This window comes from Halomonas sp. BMC6 (assembly GCF_964204995.1).
Taxonomy (GTDB): Bacteria; Pseudomonadota; Gammaproteobacteria; order Pseudomonadales; family Halomonadaceae; genus Vreelandella.
Genome location: NZ_CAXNSH010000001.1, coordinates 2,550,845 through 2,573,643 on the forward strand (window position 1 = coordinate 2,550,845; position 22,799 = coordinate 2,573,643).

General features: G+C 55.6%; 27 protein-coding genes, 1 tRNA gene and 1 pseudogene. 16 read left to right on the plus strand and 13 right to left on the minus strand.

Translation table 11 applies throughout. The features are described from left to right. Positions 1–291: 291 nt before the first annotated feature. The 3 genes and pseudogenes from AB6K10_RS12190 to AB6K10_RS12200 form a co-directional block, all read left to right on the plus strand. Positions 292–2,214 (plus strand): annotated as a pseudogene (locus AB6K10_RS12190) (propionyl-CoA synthetase); the annotation flags it as partial. A 171-nt stretch (positions 2,215–2,385) separates the two neighbouring features. After that, on the plus strand, positions 2,386–3,054 hold the full coding sequence (locus AB6K10_RS12195; protein ID WP_159342087.1) for a 7-cyano-7-deazaguanine/7-aminomethyl-7-deazaguanine transporter: 669 nt from the start codon (positions 2,386–2,388) through the stop codon (positions 3,052–3,054). A 16-nt stretch (positions 3,055–3,070) separates the two neighbouring features. Next, positions 3,071–3,874, plus strand: coding sequence for an alpha/beta fold hydrolase (locus AB6K10_RS12200; RefSeq protein ID WP_159342088.1), 804 nt, complete (start codon positions 3,071–3,073; stop codon positions 3,872–3,874). Here AB6K10_RS12200 and AB6K10_RS12205 read toward each other — a convergent pair. Beyond that, on the minus strand, positions 3,869–5,254 hold the full coding sequence (locus AB6K10_RS12205) for an exonuclease domain-containing protein (RefSeq protein WP_339118838.1): 1,386 nt from the start codon (positions 5,252–5,254) through the stop codon (positions 3,869–3,871). The two genes, AB6K10_RS12200 and AB6K10_RS12205, sit on opposite strands and share 6 nt — an antisense overlap. Before the next feature lie 45 nt (positions 5,255–5,299). Continuing rightward, on the minus strand, positions 5,300–6,457 hold the full coding sequence (locus AB6K10_RS12210; RefSeq protein WP_253016416.1) for an ABC transporter substrate-binding protein: 1,158 nt from the start codon (positions 6,455–6,457) through the stop codon (positions 5,300–5,302). A gap of 147 nt (positions 6,458–6,604) precedes the next feature. Between AB6K10_RS12210 and AB6K10_RS12215 the strand changes: the two genes are divergently transcribed. Then, positions 6,605–8,311, plus strand: coding sequence for a potassium/proton antiporter (locus tag AB6K10_RS12215; RefSeq protein WP_159342091.1), 1,707 nt, complete (start codon positions 6,605–6,607; stop codon positions 8,309–8,311). A gap of 58 nt (positions 8,312–8,369) precedes the next feature. Further along, a tRNA-Ser gene (locus AB6K10_RS12220) sits at positions 8,370–8,460 on the plus strand. A gap of 256 nt (positions 8,461–8,716) precedes the next feature. Here AB6K10_RS12220 and AB6K10_RS12225 read toward each other — a convergent pair. The 9 genes from AB6K10_RS12225 to AB6K10_RS12265 form a co-directional block, all read right to left on the minus strand. Further along, complete coding sequence (locus AB6K10_RS12225; RefSeq protein ID WP_062375866.1) at positions 8,717–8,986, minus strand: hypothetical protein; 270 nt, start codon at positions 8,984–8,986, stop codon at positions 8,717–8,719. Beyond that, on the minus strand, positions 8,976–10,637 hold the full coding sequence (locus AB6K10_RS12230; protein ID WP_339118472.1) for an IS66 family transposase: 1,662 nt from the start codon (positions 10,635–10,637) through the stop codon (positions 8,976–8,978). Before AB6K10_RS12230 ends, AB6K10_RS12225 begins: the two co-directional genes overlap by 11 nt. A gap of 28 nt (positions 10,638–10,665) precedes the next feature. After that, complete coding sequence (gene tnpB / locus AB6K10_RS12235) at positions 10,666–11,010, minus strand: IS66 family insertion sequence element accessory protein TnpB (RefSeq protein WP_044630870.1); 345 nt, start codon at positions 11,008–11,010, stop codon at positions 10,666–10,668. After that, complete coding sequence (locus AB6K10_RS12240) at positions 11,007–11,294, minus strand: hypothetical protein (protein WP_016915086.1); 288 nt, start codon at positions 11,292–11,294, stop codon at positions 11,007–11,009. Before AB6K10_RS12240 ends, tnpB begins: the two co-directional genes overlap by 4 nt. Further along, entirely contained in the window at positions 11,239–12,063 is an 825-nt protein-coding gene (locus tag AB6K10_RS12245; protein ID WP_339118839.1) for a hypothetical protein, read from the minus strand. The genes AB6K10_RS12240 and AB6K10_RS12245 overlap by 56 nt, the downstream gene beginning before the upstream one ends. Continuing rightward, positions 12,056–12,583 (minus strand): hypothetical protein, encoded by a 528-nt coding sequence (locus AB6K10_RS12250; RefSeq protein WP_339118840.1) that lies wholly within the window; start codon positions 12,581–12,583, stop codon positions 12,056–12,058. Before AB6K10_RS12250 ends, AB6K10_RS12245 begins: the two co-directional genes overlap by 8 nt. A gap of 32 nt (positions 12,584–12,615) precedes the next feature. Then, positions 12,616–12,768, minus strand: coding sequence for a hypothetical protein (locus AB6K10_RS12255; protein WP_339118841.1), 153 nt, complete (start codon positions 12,766–12,768; stop codon positions 12,616–12,618). A 207-nt stretch (positions 12,769–12,975) separates the two neighbouring features. Beyond that, a complete protein-coding gene (locus AB6K10_RS12260) occupies positions 12,976–13,125 on the minus strand; it encodes a hypothetical protein (protein ID WP_339118842.1) in 150 nt (49 codons plus the stop codon). Positions 13,126–13,201: 76 nt separating this feature from the next. Next, positions 13,202–13,417, minus strand: coding sequence for a hypothetical protein (locus AB6K10_RS12265; protein WP_339118843.1), 216 nt, complete (start codon positions 13,415–13,417; stop codon positions 13,202–13,204). 126 nt (positions 13,418–13,543) lie between these two features. Between AB6K10_RS12265 and AB6K10_RS12270 the strand changes: the two genes are divergently transcribed. Genes AB6K10_RS12270 through AB6K10_RS12280 form a run of 3 tightly spaced genes read left to right on the plus strand, consistent with a single transcriptional unit; the run spans position 13,544 to position 14,684 of the window. Beyond that, positions 13,544–13,765 carry a hypothetical protein gene (locus AB6K10_RS12270; protein WP_339118844.1) on the plus strand — a complete coding sequence of 74 codons (222 nt, stop codon included), beginning with the start codon at positions 13,544–13,546 and terminating at the stop codon, positions 13,763–13,765. Beyond that, entirely contained in the window at positions 13,762–14,070 is a 309-nt protein-coding gene (locus AB6K10_RS12275) for a hypothetical protein (RefSeq protein WP_339118845.1), read from the plus strand. The genes AB6K10_RS12270 and AB6K10_RS12275 overlap by 4 nt, the downstream gene beginning before the upstream one ends. After that, the gene (locus AB6K10_RS12280; protein WP_339118846.1) at positions 14,070–14,684 is read left to right on the plus strand and encodes a hypothetical protein; all 615 of its coding nucleotides are present in this window, start codon (positions 14,070–14,072) and stop codon (positions 14,682–14,684) included. The genes AB6K10_RS12275 and AB6K10_RS12280 overlap by 1 nt, the downstream gene beginning before the upstream one ends. Positions 14,685–15,055: 371 nt before the next feature. Here the strand turns inward: AB6K10_RS12280 and AB6K10_RS12285 are convergent, their stop codons facing one another. After that, on the minus strand, positions 15,056–16,072 hold the full coding sequence (locus AB6K10_RS12285; protein ID WP_339117984.1) for an IS30 family transposase: 1,017 nt from the start codon (positions 16,070–16,072) through the stop codon (positions 15,056–15,058). Between the two features lie 27 nt (positions 16,073–16,099). On the opposite strand from AB6K10_RS12285, the gene AB6K10_RS12290 reads away from it, so the two are divergent. The 7 genes from AB6K10_RS12290 (at position 16,100) to AB6K10_RS12320 (ending at position 21,264) form a co-directional block, all read left to right on the plus strand. Then, positions 16,100–16,696, plus strand: coding sequence for a DUF4760 domain-containing protein (locus AB6K10_RS12290; protein WP_339118847.1), 597 nt, complete (start codon positions 16,100–16,102; stop codon positions 16,694–16,696). An 89-nt stretch (positions 16,697–16,785) separates the two neighbouring features. Continuing rightward, the gene (locus tag AB6K10_RS12295; RefSeq protein WP_339117985.1) at positions 16,786–17,778 is read left to right on the plus strand and encodes an IS30 family transposase; all 993 of its coding nucleotides are present in this window, start codon (positions 16,786–16,788) and stop codon (positions 17,776–17,778) included. A 390-nt stretch (positions 17,779–18,168) separates the two neighbouring features. Next, positions 18,169–18,612 (plus strand): hypothetical protein, encoded by a 444-nt coding sequence (locus tag AB6K10_RS12300; RefSeq protein ID WP_339118848.1) that lies wholly within the window; start codon positions 18,169–18,171, stop codon positions 18,610–18,612. Between the two features lie 78 nt (positions 18,613–18,690). Next, the gene (locus AB6K10_RS12305; protein ID WP_339118849.1) at positions 18,691–19,317 is read left to right on the plus strand and encodes a glycosyl hydrolase 108 family protein; all 627 of its coding nucleotides are present in this window, start codon (positions 18,691–18,693) and stop codon (positions 19,315–19,317) included. 17 nt (positions 19,318–19,334) lie between these two features. Further along, positions 19,335–19,622: a hypothetical protein gene (locus AB6K10_RS12310; RefSeq protein WP_305947476.1), complete on the plus strand. Its 288-nt coding sequence runs from the start codon at positions 19,335–19,337 to the stop codon at positions 19,620–19,622. 99 nt (positions 19,623–19,721) lie between these two features. After that, positions 19,722–20,809 (plus strand): IS3 family transposase gene (locus AB6K10_RS12315; RefSeq protein WP_305948193.1). Its coding sequence is split into 2 segments (ribosomal slippage): positions 19,722–19,974 and positions 19,974–20,809, totalling 1,089 coding nucleotides; the frame shifts between segments, so codons are not numbered across the junction. Positions 20,810–20,871: 62 nt separating this feature from the next. Continuing rightward, the gene (locus tag AB6K10_RS12320; RefSeq protein ID WP_339118850.1) at positions 20,872–21,264 is read left to right on the plus strand and encodes a 3TM-type holin; all 393 of its coding nucleotides are present in this window, start codon (positions 20,872–20,874) and stop codon (positions 21,262–21,264) included. A 272-nt stretch (positions 21,265–21,536) separates the two neighbouring features. Here the strand turns inward: AB6K10_RS12320 and AB6K10_RS12325 are convergent, their stop codons facing one another. Then, complete coding sequence (locus AB6K10_RS12325) at positions 21,537–22,169, minus strand: hypothetical protein (protein WP_339118851.1); 633 nt, start codon at positions 22,167–22,169, stop codon at positions 21,537–21,539. Positions 22,170–22,247: 78 nt separating this feature from the next. On the opposite strand from AB6K10_RS12325, the gene AB6K10_RS12330 reads away from it, so the two are divergent. Beyond that, positions 22,248–22,796: a hypothetical protein gene (locus AB6K10_RS12330; protein ID WP_339118852.1), complete on the plus strand. Its 549-nt coding sequence runs from the start codon at positions 22,248–22,250 to the stop codon at positions 22,794–22,796. The last annotated feature ends 3 nt before the right edge of the window (positions 22,797–22,799 follow it).

Consider the following 22,799-nt stretch of genomic DNA (forward strand, 5'->3'; position numbering starts at 1 on the left):
TCTCCTTGCCTACACTGTTATGACAGCGTTGTTATAGATTATGTAGCCATCGTCGCGTCGCGAGGATTGGGTTGTTTAATGATCAGTAATTTAGGGGTTTTTGTCCAAATACCGGTTTAACGCTCTATCAATGGTAATGCTGCTGGCGTTGTTGACAATGCTGGCGCTTAGATACGGCTTTGGTCGAGTTTACGCCCATAGTATGAGGGTGAGATGGATGGTTACTTTATAAAGTGTCAACAATCCATCTTTGCTTTGAAGATGCTTCATCACTGACACAATAATCACAAGGTCACCATGAGCCTCTATCAGCGTACGTACCAGCACTCTATCGAACATCCCGACACGTTCTGGGCCGACCAGGCCAAGCGGCTCCCTTGGTACACGCCGCCCAGCACCATTCTTACTTACGATGAGCAGCGCCACGCTCGATGGTTTGACGATGGCGAACTCAATATCTGCTACGCCGCCCTCGATTATCATGTGGAGCAGGGCCGCGGTGATCAGCCTGCGCTCTATTGGGACTCTCCCGTCACAGATGCCAAGCAAACACTCAGTTACCGAGAGCTGCGTGATCGGGTGGCGCATTTTGCAGGTGGGCTTGCCAAGCTGGGGGTGAGCAAAGGCGACCGCGTGATCATTTACATGCCCATGGTGCCCGAGGCGCTGATTGCCATGTACGCCTGTGCCCGGCTAGGCGCGGTGCATTCCGTGGTGTTTGGCGGGTTTGCACCCCATGAGCTGGCGGTGCGCATCGAAGATGCCGAGCCCAAGGTGGTCATCGCCGCATCTTGTGGGGTTGAGGTCGATAAGGTGTTGCCTTACAAACCGATCGTCGATAAAGCCATCGCGCTGAGCAGCTTCAAGCCAGACGCCTGCGTGGTGTATCAACGCGAGGCGCATCGTGCAGAGCTTCAGCCCGGCGATGTGGACTGGCAAACCCTAGTGGCGAATGCCCCTTACGTGGAGTGTGTCCCCGTCAAAGCGACCGATCCACTTTACGTGCTGTATACCTCAGGCACGACCGGTAAGCCGAAAGGCGTCGTGCGTGATACCGGCGGCTATGCGGTCGCCCTGGCGTACTCCATGGAAGCCGTCTACGACTTGGCCCCAGGTGATGTGATGTTCACCGCCTCGGATGTGGGGTGGGTGGTAGGGCACTCCTACATCGTCTATGCACCGCTACTGCGTGGCTGCACCACCGTGGTGTATGAAGGAAAGCCAGTGAAAACGCCGGATGCTGGCGCGTTTTGGCGTTTGATCGAGGAGTACAAAGTGAAGAGTTTCTTCACGGCGCCCACGGCGTTTCGGGCCATCAAAAAAGAGGATCCGGACGCCAAACAGTTAGAGAAATACGACATTAGCAGTCTGCGGCATCTTTACGTGGCGGGGGAGCGTCTGGACCCACCCACCTTTCACTGGCTGGACGATCTGCTCGATGTGCCGGTCATCGACCACTGGTGGCAAACTGAAACCGGCTGGCCGATTGCCGCCAATCTGCCGGGTATCGAAGCGGCGCCCACTAAGGCAGGGTCTGCCACATACCCGGTGCCCGGGTTCAACGTGCAAATAATGGATCGCGACGGCGAACGGTCGCCCGCTATGCAGCAGGGCAGCGTCGTGATTCAGCAGCCGCTGCCGCCAGGGTGTTTGGTCGGCATCTGGCGAGATCCGCAGCGCTTTCACAGTGCTTATATGGCTGCTTACCCTGGCTATTACTTGACCGGCGACGGCGGCTACTTCGATGAAGAGGGCTACCTATTCATCATGGGGCGCACCGACGATGTGATCAACGTGGCGGGGCACCGCCTCTCCACGGGAGAAATGGAGGAAGTCGTAGGCGCCCATCCTGCCGTGGCGGAGTGCGCGGTGATCGGCATTCACGACGAGCTGAAAGGGCAGCTGCCAGTAGGGCTGGTGATTCCCAAAGATGGCTTCGACGGCGATGAAGCAACGCTGGAGTCCGAACTCATCGAGCGCGTACGTGAACACATCGGCCCTATTGCCTGCTTCAAGCAGGTGCTGATCGTGAACCGGCTGCCTAAAACTCGGTCGGGCAAGATACTGCGCAAGCTGCTACGTAATATCGCCGATGGCAAGTCCTTTGGCATTCCCTCCACCATCGATGATCCCACCAGCCTAGACGATGTGCATGCGGCGATGCGCGAGCGCAACGTTGGGGCGGCCGACCGAGCAACCCCCACCGATAGCTGATGTCGTGATGCCCACCCCGTCACTCAATGCCTGGGTGACGGGGAGCAGCACCCAAGCTGCGCCGTCTTTCATTAGCGTGAGGAACGCGTATAATGCGCGCCCCAGTAGCGCTAACCGCGCTTGTCCGAGGGTTCCCTAACCCCTCTCTCTAGTAAAAAAAGGCCAATCCACATGTTCGCTTTAACCGACGCCCAACATCGCCGCTGTCTCATGGTGATGGTCGCTTTCCATATTGCCATCATCGCTGCCAGTAACTACTTGGTGCAGCTACCCTTTACGCTGTTTGGTTTCCACACCACTTGGGGCGCATTCAGCTTCCCGTTTATCTTTCTCGCCACCGACTTGACGGTGCGACTGTTCGGTAAGGGGCCAGCCCGTAGCATTATCTTGCGTGTAATGTTTCCCGCGTTGCTAGTGTCTTACGTGGTCTCGGTGATATTCCCACGTGGCAGCTTCGCCGGTATCGAAGCGCTAGGCGAGTGGAATCTCTTCGTTGCTCGCATTGCCGTTGCCAGTTTTCTGGCGTACGTGCTTGGCCAGCTGTTGGACGTGCAGGTGTTCGACCGGCTGCGCCAGTGGGCCTGGTGGGTTGCTCCAGTGTGCTCGACGATTCTCGGCAATCTTGCGGATACGTTTGCCTTCTTTGCCACCGCCTTCTATAACAGTCCTGACCCGTTCATGGCTCAACACTGGGTAGAAATTGCGGCCGTCGATTACGCCATCAAGCTGGGTATTAGCCTACTGTTCTTCCTGCCGCTGTACGGTCTACTGCTAGCTTGGCTGACTCGCCGCTTGGTGGTCTGGACTGGGCAGGCCGACGCCGCCCCGCGAACCGCTTAACCGATAAGGAAGTAGCATGACCGACCATGCCCCCGTGGATCTTTATGTGATGGACCTGCCCGCTGACGGCGACGCAGAAAGCCAGCCGCTGGTAGTGATTCATGGCTTGCTCGGCAGTGCCGACAACTGGCGCTCGCATCTGAAAGTGTGGCAACGAAAGCGCCGAGTCATCGCGGTCGACCTGCGCAACCACGGCCGCTCTCCACACGCCGAAGGCATGAGCTATCACGCCATGAGCCAGGACGTGTTGTCGGCACTGGATAAGCTGGGCATCGACCAGGCCCATATTTTGGGCCACTCCATGGGGGGCAAGGTTGCCATGACGCTGGCCCGCCAAGCGCCGCAGCGCTGCCTGTCGCTGATGGTGGCCGATATTGCCCCGGTGGCGTACCAGCACGGCCATGACGATGTCTTTGCTGCGCTCGCGCAGGTACGGGAAGGCAAGCCGACCAACCGCCGTGACGCAGATGCCTTGTTGGCCCAACACGTGGACTCGCGGCCAACCAGGCTGTTCCTGGCGACCAACCTCGTGCGGGATGAGCAAGGAGTGATGGGAGTGCGGGTTGGTTTGGACGAAATTCAGCGCGGCTACGAGGCCATCATCGGCGAGCCCGATGGCGATGGCCCGTTCGAGGGGGCAACGCTGGTGCTGCGCGGGGCAGAGTCTCAGTACGTGAGCGACGATATGCTGCCCGCCCTGCGTGAAGTGCTACCGCGAGCGCGGTTGGTGACTCTGAAAAACGCCGGTCACTGGCTGCACGCCGACCAGCCAGAGGCGTTTCAGCAAGCCATCGACGCTTTCATAGCGGCGCAATCATAGCGGCGAAATCCTGAGCTTGTGCTGTTCTGGCGCGTTCAAAAAACGCGTCAGGATACGATAGGTATCCACATCGAACTGTGGCGCTTCCCCCGTTAGCGCCTGGGCGCGTCTGCGGGTCGTGGCGCTACCCAAGTAGCACCAATGGTCGACCACATGATGCGCAATGGGGCCGCCGCGACGACTCTGCTCGCGAATCACGATCCGGCCAGGCCACGGCCATGCGCTCACCTGCAGTTTGGCCAGGGCCTGCTGCGCGCGCTGGGTGTGCGCGTCCAACGACTCTTGCCCGCAGCATGCGCCCCGGCATTTACTGAGCTGTTGCGCAAAGCAGCGGCCGTTGCCTTTTTCCAAGCCCAGCACCCGTGGGCAAAGCTGATGCTCTTCGGCGACGCTACGCAGCGCCTCTTTGGCTTCTTTGGCGCTTCTGAATAATCCGAACAGCTTGCCGGGCTGGGGTTGGCTGAGGGCTTTGCCGCTGACCAGCGTGGGGCAGGGGGCATCGCTCGGCCAGTACCAGGTTTTCAGCTGCCCTTGGCGGCGTAGCTGCCGATTCATGATCGGCATCAACGTTTTGACGAGCTTGGCCTCCCTCAGTTGCGCACTCAAATCCCCCGCGGTCTCCTCCCATTCGATATGCTGGATTTGTTGAGCAAGGCGCATCTCTTTATCGTCTTGGTGGTCGCGCTGAAAATGCCCCAAAACGCGGCTACGCAGGTTGACGCTTTTGCCCACGTAAAGCGGCAGTCGGTTATGGCCATAAAACAGATACACGCCGGGAGCGCTGGGTAAATCGGCGAGCTGCTCGCTGGCGAGATGGGCAGGCAAGCTACGGTGACGCTGCTCATCGGCAAGGGCGCCCTGCCAACGTTCAGGCTCACACTGGCGCTGCCAAGTTTGCCATAGCGCCCAGAGCGCGGTGGCGTCATCTTCGGCGCGGTGTTGGCGTGCCCGGGTAATGTCAAACTGCGCCAGCAGCGCCTCCAAGTTGTGCGCTGACAGCGTGGGGTGCAAGCGTCGGGAAAGACGCAGCGTGCATATCAGCGTTGGCCGGTAGGTGTAGCCCGCGCGTTTGAACTCATTGCGTAAAAAGCTGGCATCAAAGCGGGCGTTGTGAGCGACCAGCGTGGCGCTGCCGAGCCACTCCAACAGCGATGCGGCGATGGTGGAAAAAGCTGGCGCATCCGCCAGCATGTCGTCGTCAATCCCAGTGAGCTGGCTGATATGAGCCGGCACGCTGGTGCCGGGATGAATCAAGCTAACGAACCGCTCGACGACATTGCCATCCACAACTTTAAGCGCAGCAATTTCAGTGATGCGATCACGGGTGGCGCGGGTGCCGGTGGTTTCTACATCGATAAACACTAGTGGGGTATCGTGCATGCTGCTCCAGCGTGTTGAAGATGAGGCTAGTCTTGCCGTGGCAGATCACCGTTCCATCAGCAGATGCGGATTCACCGCCAACCGTGAGACGGGAAGCTCGGTGGTCGTCACGCCGACGCTGCGCAAATAGCGCTCAAACGCCGCATAGCGCCGTTCATCGAGTGCGGCCGGGCTCAACGTGACGCGGCGAAGCAAATCTTCCCAGGCTGCTTGATGGATGGGATTGTCCAGCACGGGGTGCGTCGTGACCAGCAGCGACCAGGCTTCGTTGGGATGCTCGATCATCCAGTTGCTGGCTTCTTCCAATGCCAATAGTACTCGCGACCATGTGGTGGCTCGGCGAGATACGGCATCGCTGTTGGCCAGTAGAATCAGCCCGTCATGGCGGGGGATGTCGAGCTCGCTATAGCGCACGGTGTGCGTGACGATGCCATCGGACGCTAACTGTTGGGGCAGCGTATGGAAAAAACCATCCGCTACGGCGTCGACTCTGCTCGAACGCAGGGCATCGGCGGCATCGAAATGCACGCTCTCAGGCGCAACGAAATCGTCCACTTGACGGACTGAACGGGGCACCAGCCGCTCCACCAGCACATCGCGCCCTTCACGGGTAGAAAAACCGTAATGCAGATCGGCGAGGGCGTCCTCGGTTTCTGCAGGAGGCGGCGCTTCACCGGCAACGATGATGGCGTTAAGCGGAGTCTCGATCAGCGTGGCGATGCGCACGATGGGCGCGCCCTCGTGGGCATGCAAGTGCAGCAGCGGCTGGCGCGTCAGCGCTAAATCAACTTCTCCCGCTGACAAAAGCTTGATGGCAATGGACGGGTCGGCAGGCGTCGAAAGCTCGATATCCAAGCCCTGAGCAGCAAAAAGCCCACGCTCTTTCGCCACAATGAGTGCCGCATGCTGGGGGCTTAAATACCAATCCAGCATCAGTGTGAGCTGTTTGAGCGGTGGCGGGTCGAGTGGCGGTGGTGGCATCACCGCCATGCTCGGGGCCTCTTCGGGAACAACCGCCTCACGGCCGTCATCGCTCGGCCATAGCCCCTCGGGCAGCATCACGTCGCTATCCAGACTGAGCGGCGCTTCTGGAGTATCGGCTTCACGCTCTTCGTTTGCGTAAGTCGCTGAAACTGAAAATAATAAAATTAAGGCCAATGACAGTGCTATCAATGAACGTCCACGCAAAAAAGCGTTCAACATAACCTCAACTCCCGATGGTAGGACGGCGGAGTTTAGCTGTCAGGCAAAGCACCTGGCTAGCCCCTTGCATAAACCCAGAGAACACGCTCAGTAAATTAAGCAGTGGCATGCAATAATAGAACGGCATTGATGTAGAGACGGAGAGACATGGACGCAATTTATACGTTCTTCCTTGTAGGTGGTTCCCTGATGACGCTCAGTATCTTGGCGAGCCGCCTCTCATCCATGGTGGGCGTACCGCTGCTGCTGATTTTCTTGGGCCTGGGCATGTTGGCCGGTGAAGAGGGCCTGCTAGGAGTCGAGTTCGACGATTACTCCATGGCCTTCACCATTGGTCACCTAGCGCTCGCCATGATCCTGCTTGACGGCGGCCTGCGCACCCGCCTCAAAACGTTCCGGGTGGGCTTCCGTCCTGCGCTGTCTCTCGCCACCCTGGGTGTTTTCATTACGAGCGCTATCGTCGGCGTCATTGCCATGTGGGTGTTCGATCTCTCCCTGGTGCAGGGATTGCTCGTGGGGGCCATTGTCGGGTCCACCGATGCCGCAGCGGTCTTTTCCATGCTGAGTGGCCGTGGGGTGAACCTGAACGAACGGGTAGGGGCCACGCTGGAAATCGAATCGGGTACCAACGACCCGATGGCGATTTTCTTGACTCTCATGCTGGTGGAGCTGTTGGTCGGTGACATTGGCGGTGTGACCGAAACGCTGCTGTTCTTCGTTTCTCAGTTTGGTATCGGGTTGGCGGTGGGGATTGGTGGCGGCTGGCTGAGCGCCAAGCTGCTCCGCTGGCTGGATTTGGCGCCGGGCCTTTATGCCATGCTGGCGCTGGCGCTTGGCTTTAGCGTATTCGGGCTAACCAGCGTGCTGGGGGGGAGCGGCTTCTTGGCGATTTACCTGGCGGGCTTGATGATTGGTAACCAGCCCGGGCGGCACCTCAACTTTATTCTCCCCGTGCACGACGGCTTGGCATGGCTGAGCCAAATCGGCCTGTTCTTGGTGTTGGGCCTGCTGGTAACCCCTAGCCAGCTTTGGGAAGTTGCGCTACCTGCGGGGTTCGTCGCGTTGGCGTTGATCTTCATTGCCCGCCCGCTGGCCGTACTGATCACCATCAAACCCTTCTTTAAATTCCGTTGGCGCGAAACCTTCTTCATTGCTTGGGTTGGCCTACGCGGCGCCGTGCCTATCGTGTTGGCGATCTTCCCGGTGATTGGCGGTGTCGAAAACGCCTCGCTCTATTTCAACGTGGCCTTCGCGGTTGTATTGATGTCGTTACTGATTCAAGGCGGCTCGCTCACTCTGATGGCCCGCTGGTTGAAAGTCGAAGTGCCAGCGGGCACTACGCCTAACCGTCGAGGCCCGCTGGGTATTTTGCCGGATAACGACTTCGAGATGTTCGTGTACGTGGTCGAAAACGAAGACCTGGAAGACGTTCCCATTCGCCTGCTGCGGTTCCCCTCGGGCGCACTGATTTCTGCGCTATTCCGCAATCACGTCATGCTACATCCCAAAGGCAGCACCCGGCTGAAGCTGGGCGATGTGATCTGCGTGATCGGTCGCACGGAAGACCTCGTTGCGCTCAACCGGCTGTTCAACGGTGATGCCAAGCTTAAACAGGAGCGCGCCTTCTTCGGTACCTTTACCTTGGATGGCAATGCGCAAATGCAGGACATCGCCCAAGCCTACGGCTTGACCCTGAGCCCCGGCGAGCAGGAGATGACGTTGGCGGAGTTCGTCTCGCTCAGAGTGGGAGGGCACCCCGTCGTCGGTGACGACGTGGACTGGCACGGCATTCATTGGGTCGTGAGTGAAATGGAGGGGGGCGTGATTACCCGTGTTGGCTTAAGGCTCTACTAATTTATTCAAAAGGCGTTGACTTACAAGGAGAAGCTGTTATTATACGCACCCATAAGCCGGAGGGATGGCAGAGCGGTTGAATGCACCGGTCTTGAAAACCGGCATAGGTTAATAGCCTATCCAGGGTTCGAATCCCTGTCCCTCCGCCACTATTAGAAGGGAATCAGCTACTTAGCTGGTTCCCTTTTCTCGTTACTAGGCACGAAAAAAGGTGAAAGTATAACGAGGGGAACACCTGCCGTTATACTGCTCCAGCCAGACCAGTGCATAATAGACTAATGTCTAATCTTCTAGGAACTCTCCCGCCCCCAACGTGCTTACCGTCAACACTCGCTTAGCACGTAGATAGACCTCAGTCGTTCTCCGGTCGCTGTGCGTAAGCGTTCATCCTACGACGTAGTTGACCTACTTCACGTCACGCAGAGGCCTAAGTAACTCCGGCGAGACCTTGTACTGTTTCCTGCCTTCCTCGCCCAGCACGATCACACTCTTGCGGTTGATCTTGGTGACGATCCCCAACACCGGTCCTTCTCGGCCTTCGAAGGTCACTTTCAGACCAACCCGCAACCGACTCAAGGCTTGCAGGGTTTCCTGTTCTTGCAGTTCATCAATGCGCTGGCAGATGTACTGGTTCAGTTCCAGCAACTCGTCGATGCTCATGTCCTCAATGCGCATGGACGACCTCCACCGGTGTGAGTTGCGTGGCTTGTCGGTCCGGATGACGGGGATCGATCAGAGCCCGTAGCGGATTCTCGGCGAACCGGATTTTCCAGCGCCGCGGAGTCAGGTTCGCCACTTCACTGGCGGGATGCTGACTGACGCGTTGCAGCACGTCCACCAGGTAAGTGTAGGGGTTAATATCGTGCAGCTTGCAGGTGCTGATCAGGCTCTGGATGATGCCCAGGTGTTCCGCGCCCAGTTCGGTCCAGCAGAACATCCAGTTTTTCTTGCCCATTGGAATGGGGCGTAGCGCCCGTTCCAGGTGGTTGGTGTCTGGCTGCACGTCCGGGTTTTCCAGGAACACGGTCAGGCTCGCTTCGCGACCGAGCACGTAGTTCAGGGCCTTGGTCAGCGGGTCGCTGGGCACGAGGCCGCCTTGTGCCAACTGATCCCGGCACCACTGGAAGAAGCCGCTGACGACCGGCTTCGCATGGTCCAGCCGGTATTGGCGCTTCTTCTCGCCGGTGAGCTCCTTTTCCTTAATGGTATCTTCAATCTGGTACAGCTTCGCGATCTGTTGCAGGGCTTCGGTGGCCTTCTCAGGATGATCCTTTTGGGCCTCAACGAAGCAACGGCGACTATGCACCCAGCATTGAGCATGAGTAATACCTTTCTGGGCCGCGGCATAGCGGGCATATGCGGCATAACCATCGCTGATCAGAGTGCCACTGAATTGGTCGTTCAGAACCTGCTCGATGTGCAGTCGGCCCCGACTGTTCGAGTAGGTAAACACCACTTCGTCGTCATCACCGTATAGGGGCCAGAACCAGCCTGTTTTCATCTTGCCTTTCTGCGGGCCTGCCCGGCCCTGGTGGCCCGCTTTGATGGGTGTTTCGTCCATGGCCAGCACCCGGCTGCGCAGCACGTTGTCGGTCTGGGCGTCCACAATGGGCCGAAGCAGGTCGATGGCCCGCTTCACCAGGTTCGTCAGGGTGCTGCGGCTGAGGGTAATACCCGCTTGTTGAATGCGCTGGTGCTGGCGATACAGCGGCAGGTGGAACTGGAACTTGTCCACCAGCAACCCGGCCAGCAGGCTGACATCGGCCAGGCTGTTGTCCAGCACGTTGAACGGGGCTGGCGTCGTCACAGGTTTTGAGTCAGTGCCCTTACGACGGAACACCGGGCGTTCGCATTTGAGCACCACATAGCTGGAGGCGCGCTGGGCCAGGCGATAAGTCGTTTTAGTGCCAATGATGTCGTACTGGTCGGCGTCCGGACCGGTCAGCTCCGGTGGCAGGTGTTCAATGACTTCCACCGGCACCCCGGCAGTAAAGCGCAGGCCAGTGTCGTTCAGACAATCGTCGTCCCGCTGCTTCTTGCCGGTGCCGCGCTGGTAAGCCTTAATAGTGCGTTTTTCTTCATCGGCAGGCTGTTCCGGTCGCGGTGCCTCCTCTGGCTGGAACAAGCTGTCCTGCCCGGGCAGATCGACCACCTGCTTCTCGGATTTGGGGCCGAACAGCTGCTTCTTGAACCAGTCTAACTGGTGTTTCAACTGCCGAATGGATTCCGCCTGGGCCTCCAACTGCTCCCGCAACAGTGCATTCTCCTCGGCCAGAGCCGAGGAGGAAAGTGTACCGGGAGAAGAAGCTGAAGCCGTTGAATTCATGGCCGATATTATACCGGAACTCTGTCTTCTATACCCCTCGAAAACGCTTGAACTGGCGGTATTTCTGCACCTCAATGCCGTCAATCAGCAGCTGCAAATCCGTCAGGGTCAGGGTTCGCTGACCGGAGGCGGATAACGGCACCCGGAACTGGCCCTGCTCCAGGCGCTTGGCCCACAGACAGTAACCGGTGGCGGTAAAGTAGAGCATCTTCATCTGGGTCTTACGGCGATTGACGAAGACAAAATACTGACCGCTGAGGGGGTCGTGCTTCAATTGATTCCGAACCAGGGCGCTCAGGCCCCGGAACGATTTGCGCATGTCGGTGGGCTCGGTGCACAGCCAGATGCGCGCCTGGCTATCGAGCCCGATCATCCGTTCTGGCTCAGCCGCAGTTCGACGCCGTTGCCCAGGCTCAGCACAATGTTCCAGCCTGGGCCGGACTGCGCCGCACCCATCAGAGAGGACAGGTCCAGAAAACCGGCTTCGCCGGAATCCGCTGAGTCACCGGCCGCCTGATCGGACAGGCGCTTGCGCCAGTTACAGAAACTGGCGTAGCCGATGTTCTCTTGTTTGCAGAACTTCGAAGCTGACAGACCACTGTCACGCTGCTGATTGACCAGAGCCTGCCACTGTTCGGGTGTGCGGTGCTTTCTCATGGGGGTAACCTCGTGTTGGAAAGTGTGAGGTTACTGTAGGGCGATTTTCAGCAGGGTGGCAGAACGTCGTGGAATGAACGCTTACCTTCGCTTCCTGTTCTGCCTTGAAGCGGCGCAGTTCTTCCAGCTCCTTTTGCTCGGCTTCGCGCTTCTCATTTTCTTCACGCAAGCGGCGGCGCTCGGCTTCCACTTCGGCTTGCTCGGTAGCTAGGCGCTCTTTCTCAAGAGCGTGGGCGTGCATGTCGCTGATGTGCTGCAGTACGTCCGCTTTGGCGTCTTCGGCCTCTTTTGCCACGTCAAAAAAGCCGTCCGTGTTGATGTTCACGGCGTCATCATGCAGCTCAGCCAGAGCATTTGAGTCGAGCCCAACGGCAGTATCCTTGTAGCTGAGTATTTCAACTTGAATGCGCTCACGCAGCTTGGCGATGCGTTGCTGCTTTTCCCGCTCAGCGCGCTCGTCTTCGTGCTGCTTAGCGTCTTTAAGCGGCTTCTCAATGGCTTCTAGCTTTTCAATCAGGTCCTTGCCGTATTGATTCACACGGTCGATGAAGTCGCGGTGCTGCTTCGTGATTTCCTTCCGGAGCTTATCGGTGCTGGTCCGGTAGGTGGTGAGCTCTTTAATGCCTTTCTTGCAAAGGTCGTAGCCCTCTTTGGTTTGCATGTCGGGCACGGTGCCGTATTTTTCACGCAGCCCTGCCAGGGCCTGCTCAACGGCATCCAGCTTGACCAGTTCGCCTTTGTAGTCTGTTTTGGGGGCTGCGTTAGTCATTGATCTTTACCTCCTGGTTAGCTAGCTGTTTTTTTGCTTCTTGCTCTGCATAAAGACGGTGAAGACCCGCATCACGAGCTTCGCCAATCATTTGTTGGCCCTTTGCAGGATCAACTCGGGCCATGCTTGCTTTATCGGGCACGCGTTTCAGAATCGAATCAGCTGCCAATGCGATGCTTTTAGGGTGGGGGATTTTGCTTCGTAGGCTTTCGCATTCCCGCTTGAGCCAGTCCGTATATTCCTGCCTGAGCTTCTCTATCTCGGCATCCTGGTTCTCAGCGACTGCGATTCGGGTAGCCGCTTGCTGCGCCTGGGTGTAGTCCTTGTTGTCGAACTTGCCGTAGTACACGTCAGCGGCGAAGCCCAAGAGGCTCAAGCACTTCTTGATAGCGTCAGTGATCGACTTCTTGGGCGCCTCGCCATCGGTTTTCCACTTACCGCCGCTGGTGCGATAAACGGCGCGGGTGTGGCCGAACTGCGTGACTTCGCCGCGGTCGCCTTGCCAGCGGTACCAGAGCACCAAGCGGATCGTGTGGGTTTGCTCATGGGCGATCAGTTCACCTTGTTACCTAGCACTGGAGCGCCCAAGTCAAAGCGTTCATTTTCAATGCGGTAACCCCAGCCAATGCCCATAGGGCCAAAAACCTTAGTGGCCAGCTCGATGACGTGCATCGCATCCAGCGTGGTGATCTGCTGGCCGTCCACGCTGGCTTCGCGAACTGCTGTGGTCGGCGTCTTATCGACTTAGCGCCATAGCTCCAAGTGGTCGGTGCTATCGACAACGCGATAGCGCCCCACGGCGGGCACGCGCAGCCGTGTTTTTTCGCTCGTTGAATTCATGGGTTATACTCCCCATTGATCTTCTTACCGTTGATCCTGGCCCCTGACGTGTTGCCGCACGAAAGGGGCTTTTTAGTTTTCGCGGCTTGGCTCTTGGTTTTGTGCTTCTGCAAGCAGTTTGCCTAGCTCAACGTGGTCATTGACCTTCAAGCTGGTGCTGTCAACCACCACGCCAGTCTCTTCATCCCAGCCTGCTTTGCCTGTGAGTCGCCATTCGCTCATGCCGCTCTCCAGTTGGCTGCCATTTCGGCCTGATCTCTTCCTCGCCTTGCAACTCGTCTTCGGCTACATCCTTAGCCTAAGCAAATAGCACCGCTTCGCCAGAGTGTGACTGGATATAGACATCGACCATATCCGCAACGCTGGTGGTGGCGGTGAGCTCTTCGACGGCGCTGGCTAGGTCGCCAACCTCATCCAGATATGTGCCAAAACGCGCAACGCCTTCTGCGTCACCGTCATGGATCGACTCGCTTAGAGATTCGGCGCGTAGATGGATTTGTTTGTTGCGATTCATAAAGCACCTCAGAACTGAACCAGTAACGGCGAAGGGTAAGAGGGGAACCGTGAGGTGAAAGCGGCCGCGTGGGCGTGCAAGGCCGTCTGCCAAGGTGTCGCACCTGTCACCTGCAGGGTAGACCTGGTGTTTCGCCCACGGTTGGGCAAGGGCGACCGGATGCGCGACACCAGCAACTACTCAATCAGCATGAAGCACATTGAGGATGGGCTGGTGGCTGCCGGACTGCTGCCGGACGACAGAGGGCAGTACGTGCGCCGCGTGATATTGGACCCGCCCGAGGTAGACCGAAAAGCCGAAAGCGGGACGTGGGTAGAGATCATCCCTGTCAGCGAGGTGGCTGCGTGATTGATCGCCCTAAGCAATGGCCCGATGGCCGCAAGCTGGGTGGGGAGAATGGCTACCCGCCCGAATGGCATGAGTGGGCCAGAGAGTGCGAGCTGAAGTTCGTCTTGAGGCAAATGCTAAGCGTGCCCAAAGAGAGTCGTAAAGCTGTGCATGACAAGTGGTTAAAGAAATTCCCACACGCAACAACGCAACGCCTGAAAAGCGTTTGGGATGAAGTGGTTGCAGAGATAAACGCAACGCAGCAGGCAACAAAACGCAACAGTTGCGCAATATCGCAACGAAAACGCAACGGTAGGGGGAAGTGATGCGATATATCTCAGCACGACAGATGATCTTTGACGCGTATCACGAGCAGCGCGGCAGTGTCATGGCGTATGCGCAGGAGATAGCGCGTATGGGCGCTCAGGTTCAGACAACTCAGCGTAACAACAATGATTGGCGCATTGTGAATGGGCTTGAGGCGGGGGCGGTGATCAGTGCCGTGGAGAATCAGCCCGCTCATTTAGCTTCGCTGGCACGTTACTGTTTTGGCCCGTTCACCCGCGATGAGCTTGCCGAGGATCGGGAGTGGATATACACCGCATTGATGCACGTCGGCATGCAGATGCGGTTGCCAGGACAGGGCCAGAGTGAACGGCCACCGGCAGAGGCAGCCCGTCAACTGCGCTGGATCGTGTCGGCGGCGATTCACCATCATGCAGAGACGACCTACCCATATAACAGGCCAGGGCTGCACAATCCTCGGCGCATTGCTGCTTGGATCAAGGACGAGCATGGGGTAGTAGTCGACGTAGGTCGTTGGTCACGGCCAGGTCGAGCCTGCTGGTGTGGCGTTTGGGAGCGGTTATTAGATACCCTAGACCTTTGGGAAGGGCAGTCGCTTTCGCAGGTTGCTCATTTGCTTGACTTAGCAGCGTGATAGCTTGGCTTTTTCTATTTTTTTGTTAAATTTCAATTACTTAAATAAGTAATTTTCTATGTGTGTGTATACGTTCTCTCTTCGGGTCCAGCCTTGCAATCTCAGATAGGGTACGCTTTAATACCTCTAGCAGATGCTGAGGTCTTCTGCTTGTTAGTAATAAATATTGCCAACGAGGAAGGGGAAAATGATGCATAAAATTTATCAAGAAGAAGATCGGGGCTTACTTAAATAAGCTCTAGATTGTCGCAACGGCCCCTAGCTTTGCTAGGGGCTTTTTTATATATAAGGGGAGGCGCTATGTCAAAAATGAGAACTAGGCAAATAAAGGCATCAATTCTTGGCGGATGCAGACTCTGAGTGCAACACACTCATTGGATGGTTGATGGGCTTTCATGGTACTTGGCCATCAGCTCGCTCATCACTTCTATCGGACATTTAAATCCAAAGCGTTTTCGAGGTCGCATATTCAGCTCAAAGGCAATGGCGTCCAGCTCTTCCTGGCTATGTGCTGAAAGGTCCGTTCCTTTCGGTAAATATTGACGGATAAGACCATTGATATTCTCATTGGCCCCACGTTGCCAGGGGCTGTGGGGATCGCAAAAATAAATCGCAACGCCCGTTTCTTGAGTGATTTTTGCATGCTGTGCCATTTCACGCCCCTGATCATAGGTCATGCTTTTTCGAGCGGTGGCCGGCATTCGGTTCAGGGCGGCACTAAACCCTGCTACGGCGGATGTGGCGGTGGCGTCGTCCATTTTTGCGAGGATCAGATAGCCACTGCTAAGCTCTACCAAGGTGCCTACCGCGGACGCGTTATTCTTACCTTTGATCAGATCGCCTTCCCAGTGGCCGGGCATTTCACGCTTACTGACCTCGGGCGGACGTAAGTGAATGCTGACCATGTCAGGGATCTGTCCACGTCGATCCACTTCGCCACGGCGAGGCTTGCGTGTGGTTTTACCTTGTCGCAAGCAGTGAATCAGTTCCTTGCGAAGGTGGCCAACAGGCAAGGCATAAATGGCCGTGTAGATGGTCTCTCGGCAGACGTAGGCATCGCGCAAATCAGGGAGTTTCATCGTCTTGAGCTTGCCGCTAATTTGTTCGGGAGACAAGCATCGCCGCAACATATGCACGATGAGATCAAACCGCTCGGTGCCTGGCAAAAGCTTACGCGCAGGACGACAGACCTCTCGACGCTTTTCTCGCTGACGTTGGGCGTACCGGGCGCAGTAACCGTTCTGGGCCATTTGGTTACGGCGTATTTCACGAGAGATGGTTGAAGGAGCTCGCCCCAGGAGCTGGGCAATATGCCGAAGGCTCATCCCTTGGGCTTGACCCACTTGGATGCTGGCACGTTCTTCAATACTGAGTTCGAGGTAAGACATGGGACAACACCTTAGCGAAATGCTCAGGTGTTGCACTCAGTTTCTGCGGCCAAGCTTTATAAAAAGAGTTGCGGCTTTGTTTTCACTGCTTTTATTGCAATATTAGGACTGGGCCTACTTATCTATGGGTTCAGCCTTACAGGAAGTGAAAATGTAGGCAATTCCCGTTTGATAAGTACTATTTTGGGTTTATCTTCTTCTGGTGGAGCTGGAAATGCTAGCTTTTTTGCGATTGCTGGAAGTGCACTATTAGGCGGGGCGATAGCTATATCAGGGATTGTTAAACAAAGGCAATCGGCACGAAGCAAAAATACGATTGACTTCGAAGCAGCTTTAGAAGATAGCGATTCTTATAATGATTCATTTGAACGAGTTAAAAAAATTGTAGCTAAAAGGGATAAGTACCCAATCGCTGGCTGGGCAGAAGATGATGAAGCCAATTCTGATGATACTAAAGCAATTAAAACAGTTTTGAATTATTGGGAAAGGGCCAGCAACGGCGTCAGAAAAGACGTCTATGATAGCGATTTTCTGTATGATATTTATGGAACACATGTTTTAAATTTGCATAAGTTTTTGCTGCCTTTCATAAGAAAAGTCCGCCAGGAGAACCTGGATTCATAGAATAACCGCAGCACTTTGGATCACACAGTAGAGGAAGGAGGGCCAGCGCCGGTACCCTCTCGACTTTACCGACCAAAGTGAAGCAGAGAATGGGATACCGACAACTGACCCAGGCCCAACGATACCAAATTTTCGCTTACCTCGAGACTGGCATCAGCCAGCGACAGATAGCCAAGGCTATTGGGGTTCACAGCAGCACCATTAGCCGGGAGATAAAGCGCAATGGGCTTACTGCTGGCTATGCGCCTGAGCAGGCTCAATTGAGAAGTGATCAGCGTCGACGCAGCGCCTGGAAAGTGACGAAGCGACTGCCCAGCCTAATTCGATGGGTCACTGATCAACTGATGGACGAATGGAGCCCCCAGCAAATTAGTGGCTTCATGGCGAATGCCAACGGCGTTTGCGTAAGCCATCAGTGGATCTATGCGTTAATCTGGGACGACAAGAAACACGGCGGCGAATTATGGAAGCGACTCCGCTTACCACACCAGCGGCGCTATCAGCGCCGATTGGCCAAGCATGCGGGATTGGGCAAAATTCCACACCGGGTAGGTATTGAACAACGTCCCGCCGAAGTGGAAGAAAGGCGCCATATCGGCCATTGGGAAGGCGATACGGTGCTCAAGGGCCACAAAGAATCCGGCCTGGTGACCCTGGTCGAGAGACGCAGCGGATACCTCTTGGCAGCGCGCCTGCCGACAATCACGGCCACAGGAACGGCCAAAGCGATGACCCGGTTATTAAAACCACGCCGAGGTGCAGTGCAGACCATCACCTTGGATAACGGTTCGGAATTCGCCGAGCACCGACAGGTTGCCAAGGCCGTCTCGGCCAAGACCTATTTTTGCGACCCGTACCGCTCATGCCAGCGTGGCACCAATGAAAACACCAACGGACTGATTCGCCAATATTTCCCGAAAGGGACGGACTTCCGAAAGGTGAGCGACTCAGCACTGAGGCGAGTCGTTGCCAAGCTGAATAATCGCCCCAGAAAACGCTTGGGGTATCGGACACCGGCACAAGTGTTCCTGGGAGAGTATTCAGGAGCGCTGGAAACCGCGGGTGCTGCGCTTAATGTTTGAATTCAGGGAATCAGCCCAAAGCATTCGAGCAATTTCTGGCGCTGAGTGAGAACTGGAAAGTTAAGAGACAAGCTGAGGAAGCGAAAGCAGCAAAAAAGAAAACAAAGCAAGGTAGGGTTGAAACACGAGAACTTGAATAGCAAAGCTAGTGGGTTGACCAGTGGGCACGAACCCACCATAATATTACCACTATCCGATTTTGCGCCCTGACTTTGAGCCGGGGCGTTTTGTTATGAGGCCCTGCGAGTGCCGAAGTTGCTGCCAGAGTATCTAAGCCAGCCTGTTCAAGTGGTGGTACAGTCTATGCCGCCCACTGAATGATGGCCTGTATGGGTAGCAGCTGGTGCCACGCTTTTGGGAAGCTTCGGTGGCGCTTTAATCGGTGGCAGGGTGGCTTACAAAAGTGCTGTAAAAGCAAACCTTAGTATCGTGAACCAAGGTAAGCTTGAGGAGTGCTTGACTCTAATTTATGAAATAGAGAGCGTATATTGGGAAAAACTCGATCAGATTAGGAGAATTCCCAAGAATCATGGCCTTGTGGAGGCTCAGGCAGTGGTCGGGACATCTGATCCAGAGGGAGTTGTAAAGACGGCAGCCAAAGTGCATACACTTATAAAGTTGCATTCTCCCCAAATGAAAAGTAAAGCACAAATGCTTTTAGCTAGAGCCATGATTTCTCGTGATCTATTCAACTATTTAAACGATAGGCGAGGGGAAGGCAGCGAAGATGCTGGCGAAGGCTGGCGGGGCATATCATCCGAGCTTGCCATTGCTATAGCGGAGCTTTGCAGTGAAATCAAAAAGCACTTAGAAAACAAAGCAAAAACATATTGAGCAAATATTATTCATTAGAGCCCTGCCATCCGGTGGGGCTTTTCACTTTCTACTGTCGTGAGACAGCAGGTACCCACTATGACAACCTCCCTCAAGCAACGACTGGTCGCCTCGGTCATGAATCGAGAGGGCGGCTACGTCAATCACTCGTCTGATCGTGGCGGCCCTACCAATTACGGCATCACCGTCGCAGTAGCGCGTGAGAACGGCTACCAGGGCGATATGCGAAAGCTGCCCAAGTCGTTGGCCGTGAAGATTTACGAAGCCCGTTACTGGACGAGCATTCGCCTGGACCGCATCGCGCCGATCAGCGCCACGCTGGCCGAGTATCTTTTCGATTTTGGTGTTCACTCCGGCCCCGGCCGATCAGCCAAAGAGCTGCAGCGCACGCTCAATGTGCTGAACAATCGCGGCAAGCTGTTTTCCGACCTCAAAGAGGACGGTGCCGTTGGTCCCGCCACGCTGGATGCGCTCGACGCTTTTCGCAAGGCGCGGGGCGGTTCAGGACTTTATGTGCTGGCTGAGTCTATCAATGGCGTCCGTATTGCCTTCTGCCGTGGCCTCGCCGAGCGGGACGAGCGGCAAGAGGACTTCGCTTATGGTTGGTTCAAGCGCATCGTCAATCTTCGCAGTGAAGTCGAAAGCGACCAGGCAGACCGCTTGGTCGCGACGCTATACAGCGAGATCGCGGCGGAGGTGGCCTGATGACCGAGGAGCGCGACGTGAAACCTTCCGTATTCGAGCGGCATATGCAGACAGGAATCCAAGTGCTGCTGGTGGCACTGATTATTTGGGCCGGTACCGAGCTGGTGAAGCTGGGCCAGCAGTCGGTAGTGCTCGAAGAGCGGCTAACGACTCAGGGGCTAATGCTCAATGAGCTGCGCCAAGAGCTACGGGAGTGGGGCGACACCTACTACCGAGCCACCGACGCCCGCCGCGAGCTAGACCAGATCGAAACCCGCATCGACAACCTTAACAGCCGTGTATCGGCGCTGGAGGGTGGGCTGTGAACCTCATCAACAAAGCATTAGGTGCTATGGTAATCCCCCCGAAAAACAGCGGTGATCGAAAGTAGAATTTTCCGTAAGCTACACGCAGGGAGATTCTGCATGAAGAAGTCACGTTTTTCCGACAGCCAGATTCTGTCGATCCTGAAGCAAGCCGAGAACGGCGCCCCGGTTCCGGAGCTGTGCCGTGAGCACGGCATGAGCAGCGCCAGCTTTTACAAATGGCGCGCGAAGTTCGGCGGAATGGACGCATCGATGATGGCCCGTTTGAAAGAGCTGGAGGATGAAAACCGCCGGCTCAAGAAGATGTATGCCGAAGAACGGCTGAAGGCTGACATCCTCAAGGAAGCCATCGAAAAAAAGTGGTGAAGCCGTCTCGTCGCCGTGAGATGGCGCAGAAGGCCGTCACTGAGAAGCGTGTCAGCATTCGCCTGGCGTGTTGGATGTTCAGCATCAGCGAGACCTGCTATCGCTACCAGGCCAAGCTCAGCAGCGAGAATGCCGAGATTGCCGACTGGCTGATTCGATTGACCCATAATCAGCGGAACTGGGGCTTTGGTCTGTGTTTCCTGCATTTGCGCAATGTGAAAGGCTTTGCCTGGAATCACAAGCGGGTGTACCGGATTTACCGGGAGCTGGAACTGAATCTGCGCATCAAGCCCAAGAAGCGCCTGGTTCGTGAAAAGCCGGAGCCTTTGGCTGTGCCGGACACGATCAACGACAGCTGGTCGATGGACTTCATGCACGACCAGCTCAACGACGGACGCAGTTACCGGCTGCTGAATGTGATCGATGACTTTAACCGCGAAGGCCTTGGCATTGAAGTGGACTTCTCGCTTCCGGCAGAGCGTGTTATCCGATCACTGGAGCAGATCATCGAATGGCGGGGCAAGCCTCGTTCTATTCGCTGTGACAACGGCCCAGAGTACATCAGTGGCAAGCTGGCGACCTGGGCGGAGAACCAAGGCATTGCTTTGGCGTTTATCCAGCCCGGCAAACCCCAGCAAAATGCCTATATCGAACGCTACAACCGAACGGTGCGTTACGATTGGCTGGCACAATATCTATTCGACAGCACCGAAGAAGTCCAGGATTATGCCACTCGTTGGCTCTGGCACTACAATCACGAACGACCCAATATGGGACTCGGAGGGATTACCCCTCAACAGAAGTTGGCTATGATGGCCTGAGGTCTACTTTTGAACCCCGCTAAAAATGGGGGGATTACCCTATCACTGGCCCGCTGTTTGGCGTGATCGACAAGGCGGTCACCGATAAAGACGAAGCCAACCGGCTCAAGTCTGAGATTCAGTCGCAGCTCATTGAGTCGCAAGACTCACTGCTCAAGGCTCAGATGCAAATCATCTTGGCCGAGGCGCAGGGCGAGAGCTGGCTGCAGCGTAACTGGCGCCCGCTGTTTATGATCGTGATTGTCGCTGTGATTGCGAACAACTACCTGCTTGCACCTTACCTTGGGGCCATCTTTGGCGTAGGGCTGCAACTAGACCTGCCCGAGCGGCTGTGGGACTTGATGACCATCGGCGTGGGCGGCTACGTCACAGGCCGCACGGTCGAGAAAGGCATTAGCTCATGGCACCAAGGCAAGGCGCAGCCAGGCCTCTACAGTGAAGCTGACACCAAGTAGGCGCATTGAGGCGTGGCTCCGGCTGCGCTGGATTATCATCACGTTTTTACTGTCAGCGTACTGGCATCGCAAAAGGCGCTGATTCTATCTCGCCGTGAGGCGACACGCCACGCTGTGAAGCGTTGCACCGGTCGCGCTGTGAAGCGCCGCCACTAGGCCATGCCGTGAGGCACCGCCACTCACGCCGCACGCTGTGAAGCGTCCGGCCCCCTTTGATATTTTCGATCCGTACACTAGGAGTGTAGGAATTGAGCCTTCTCTTATTTCTACGTTTAACGAGGTAAATCCGAATCTTTAATTACTAATATATTTGATAGCTTTCTAATTGCACGGAATCGTTTACCACCTATACCAAGCGTATAAAAAGAATGGGCAAAAATTACTGATAAAAAACTGATTGTTATCAAATACAAGTAGTTCACTGTGGCAGTGTTTGATTTTACGCTATTCAAAAAATATTGAATAATGAGTATTATAGTTGCAGTCATTAATGCGTAATATAGAAATATGAAAAACGCTTTAATTATGTCGTAAGCTTTTCGTCCGGATTTTCTAACGACGCATTTAGTTTGGGTGCAAAAGAAAAAGAGATGCCCTGAAGTGTGAAAGCTCTCTAATGCAATATCAGCATCTGGTCTATTTAGGCATAAAATAAAAACTTTCATACAAGTGATTCTGCCATTACAGAAATCATAGATCATGTTTTGTAACAGGCTTTCATCGGCTTTGTTTTGAGGGTATTGATTATTCATGCTTCTAGCGAAATCGAGGAGCCTAGATTTTTTTTCTATATGAAGTTTCTTTTTATTCAGGTTGTGATTAAAGATTACGCCAGATGCAGTAAATATGGTTGCAGCTACGGCAGCTAAGGCTGTGACAAAATCAGTGGGGGTAATACTTTCCATCTCAATCCCTGTCAATATTTGATTTTAAATGTTAATTAAATAACAAAGGAGCGCTGCCAGCAATGGCGGCGTTTTTCTATGGCTAAAAGAAACGACTGGGAGCTGATCGAGCGAGAATACAGAACCGGCCGTTTCTCACTGGCTCAGCTCGAAGCACGGCACGGCGTGAACCGCTCCAACATTTCCCGACGTGCTCGGAAGTACGGTTGGGAGAAAGACCTAACTGATCGCGTCCGTGAGCGCACACAGCAGAAAATTGCCCGTGCATCGCTGCCCCCAGAAGCGCAAGCAACACTTGATGACGAGGTAGTCGAGCAGGCCGCGAATGAGAATGCCGCAGTCGTGAAGGGTCACCGCAAAACCCTTGAGCGCTGGCGGGGCATTACCGAGCGTTTTGCCGTGCTGCTGGAGAGCCAGCTAGCCGAAGGCAAGATCGCTGTCGAGCTACCCAGGGCGGGACTGCTGAAATCGACGTGCCGTTGGAATACGTCGGTAAATGCCTGGGACATGGTACCCAAGCCCTCGACCGCGTTATCAAGCTTGAGCGCCAGAACTATGGTCTGGACGCCAGCGACAAGGACGAAGGCGTTAAGTCGTTTGAAGGTAAGCGTTCATCCTACGACGTAGTTG

Coding starts and splice junctions, on each gene's coding strand:
- AB6K10_RS12205 (WP_339118838.1), bottom strand. CDS start 5,254: ATGCACGATACCCCACTAGTGTTTATCGATGTAGAAACCACCGGCACC.
- AB6K10_RS12215 (WP_159342091.1), top strand. CDS start 6,605: ATGGACGCAATTTATACGTTCTTCCTTGTAGGTGGTTCCCTGATGACG.
- AB6K10_RS12225 (WP_062375866.1), bottom strand. CDS start 8,986: ATGCGCATTGAGGACATGAGCATCGACGAGTTGCTGGAACTGAACCAG.
- AB6K10_RS12305 (WP_339118849.1), top strand. CDS start 18,691: ATGACAACCTCCCTCAAGCAACGACTGGTCGCCTCGGTCATGAATCGA.
- AB6K10_RS12240 (WP_016915086.1), bottom strand. CDS start 11,294: ATGAGAAAGCACCGCACACCCGAACAGTGGCAGGCTCTGGTCAATCAG.
- AB6K10_RS12325 (WP_339118851.1), bottom strand. CDS start 22,169: ATGGAAAGTATTACCCCCACTGATTTTGTCACAGCCTTAGCTGCCGTA.
- AB6K10_RS12195 (WP_159342087.1), top strand. CDS start 2,386: ATGTTCGCTTTAACCGACGCCCAACATCGCCGCTGTCTCATGGTGATG.
- AB6K10_RS12330 (WP_339118852.1), top strand. CDS start 22,248: ATGGCTAAAAGAAACGACTGGGAGCTGATCGAGCGAGAATACAGAACC.
- tnpB (WP_044630870.1), bottom strand. CDS start 11,010: ATGATCGGGCTCGATAGCCAGGCGCGCATCTGGCTGTGCACCGAGCCC.
- AB6K10_RS12295 (WP_339117985.1), top strand. CDS start 16,786: ATGGGATACCGACAACTGACCCAGGCCCAACGATACCAAATTTTCGCT.
- AB6K10_RS12265 (WP_339118843.1), bottom strand. CDS start 13,417: ATGAATCGCAACAAACAAATCCATCTACGCGCCGAATCTCTAAGCGAG.
- AB6K10_RS12210 (WP_253016416.1), bottom strand. CDS start 6,457: ATGTTGAACGCTTTTTTGCGTGGACGTTCATTGATAGCACTGTCATTG.
- AB6K10_RS12245 (WP_339118839.1), bottom strand. CDS start 12,063: ATGACTAACGCAGCCCCCAAAACAGACTACAAAGGCGAACTGGTCAAG.
- AB6K10_RS12230 (WP_339118472.1), bottom strand. CDS start 10,637: ATGAATTCAACGGCTTCAGCTTCTTCTCCCGGTACACTTTCCTCCTCG.
- AB6K10_RS12260 (WP_339118842.1), bottom strand. CDS start 13,125: ATGAGCGAATGGCGACTCACAGGCAAAGCAGGCTGGGATGAAGAGACT.
- AB6K10_RS12285 (WP_339117984.1), bottom strand. CDS start 16,072: ATGTCTTACCTCGAACTCAGTATTGAAGAACGTGCCAGCATCCAAGTG.
- AB6K10_RS12200 (WP_159342088.1), top strand. CDS start 3,071: ATGACCGACCATGCCCCCGTGGATCTTTATGTGATGGACCTGCCCGCT.
- AB6K10_RS12280 (WP_339118846.1), top strand. CDS start 14,070: ATGCGATATATCTCAGCACGACAGATGATCTTTGACGCGTATCACGAG.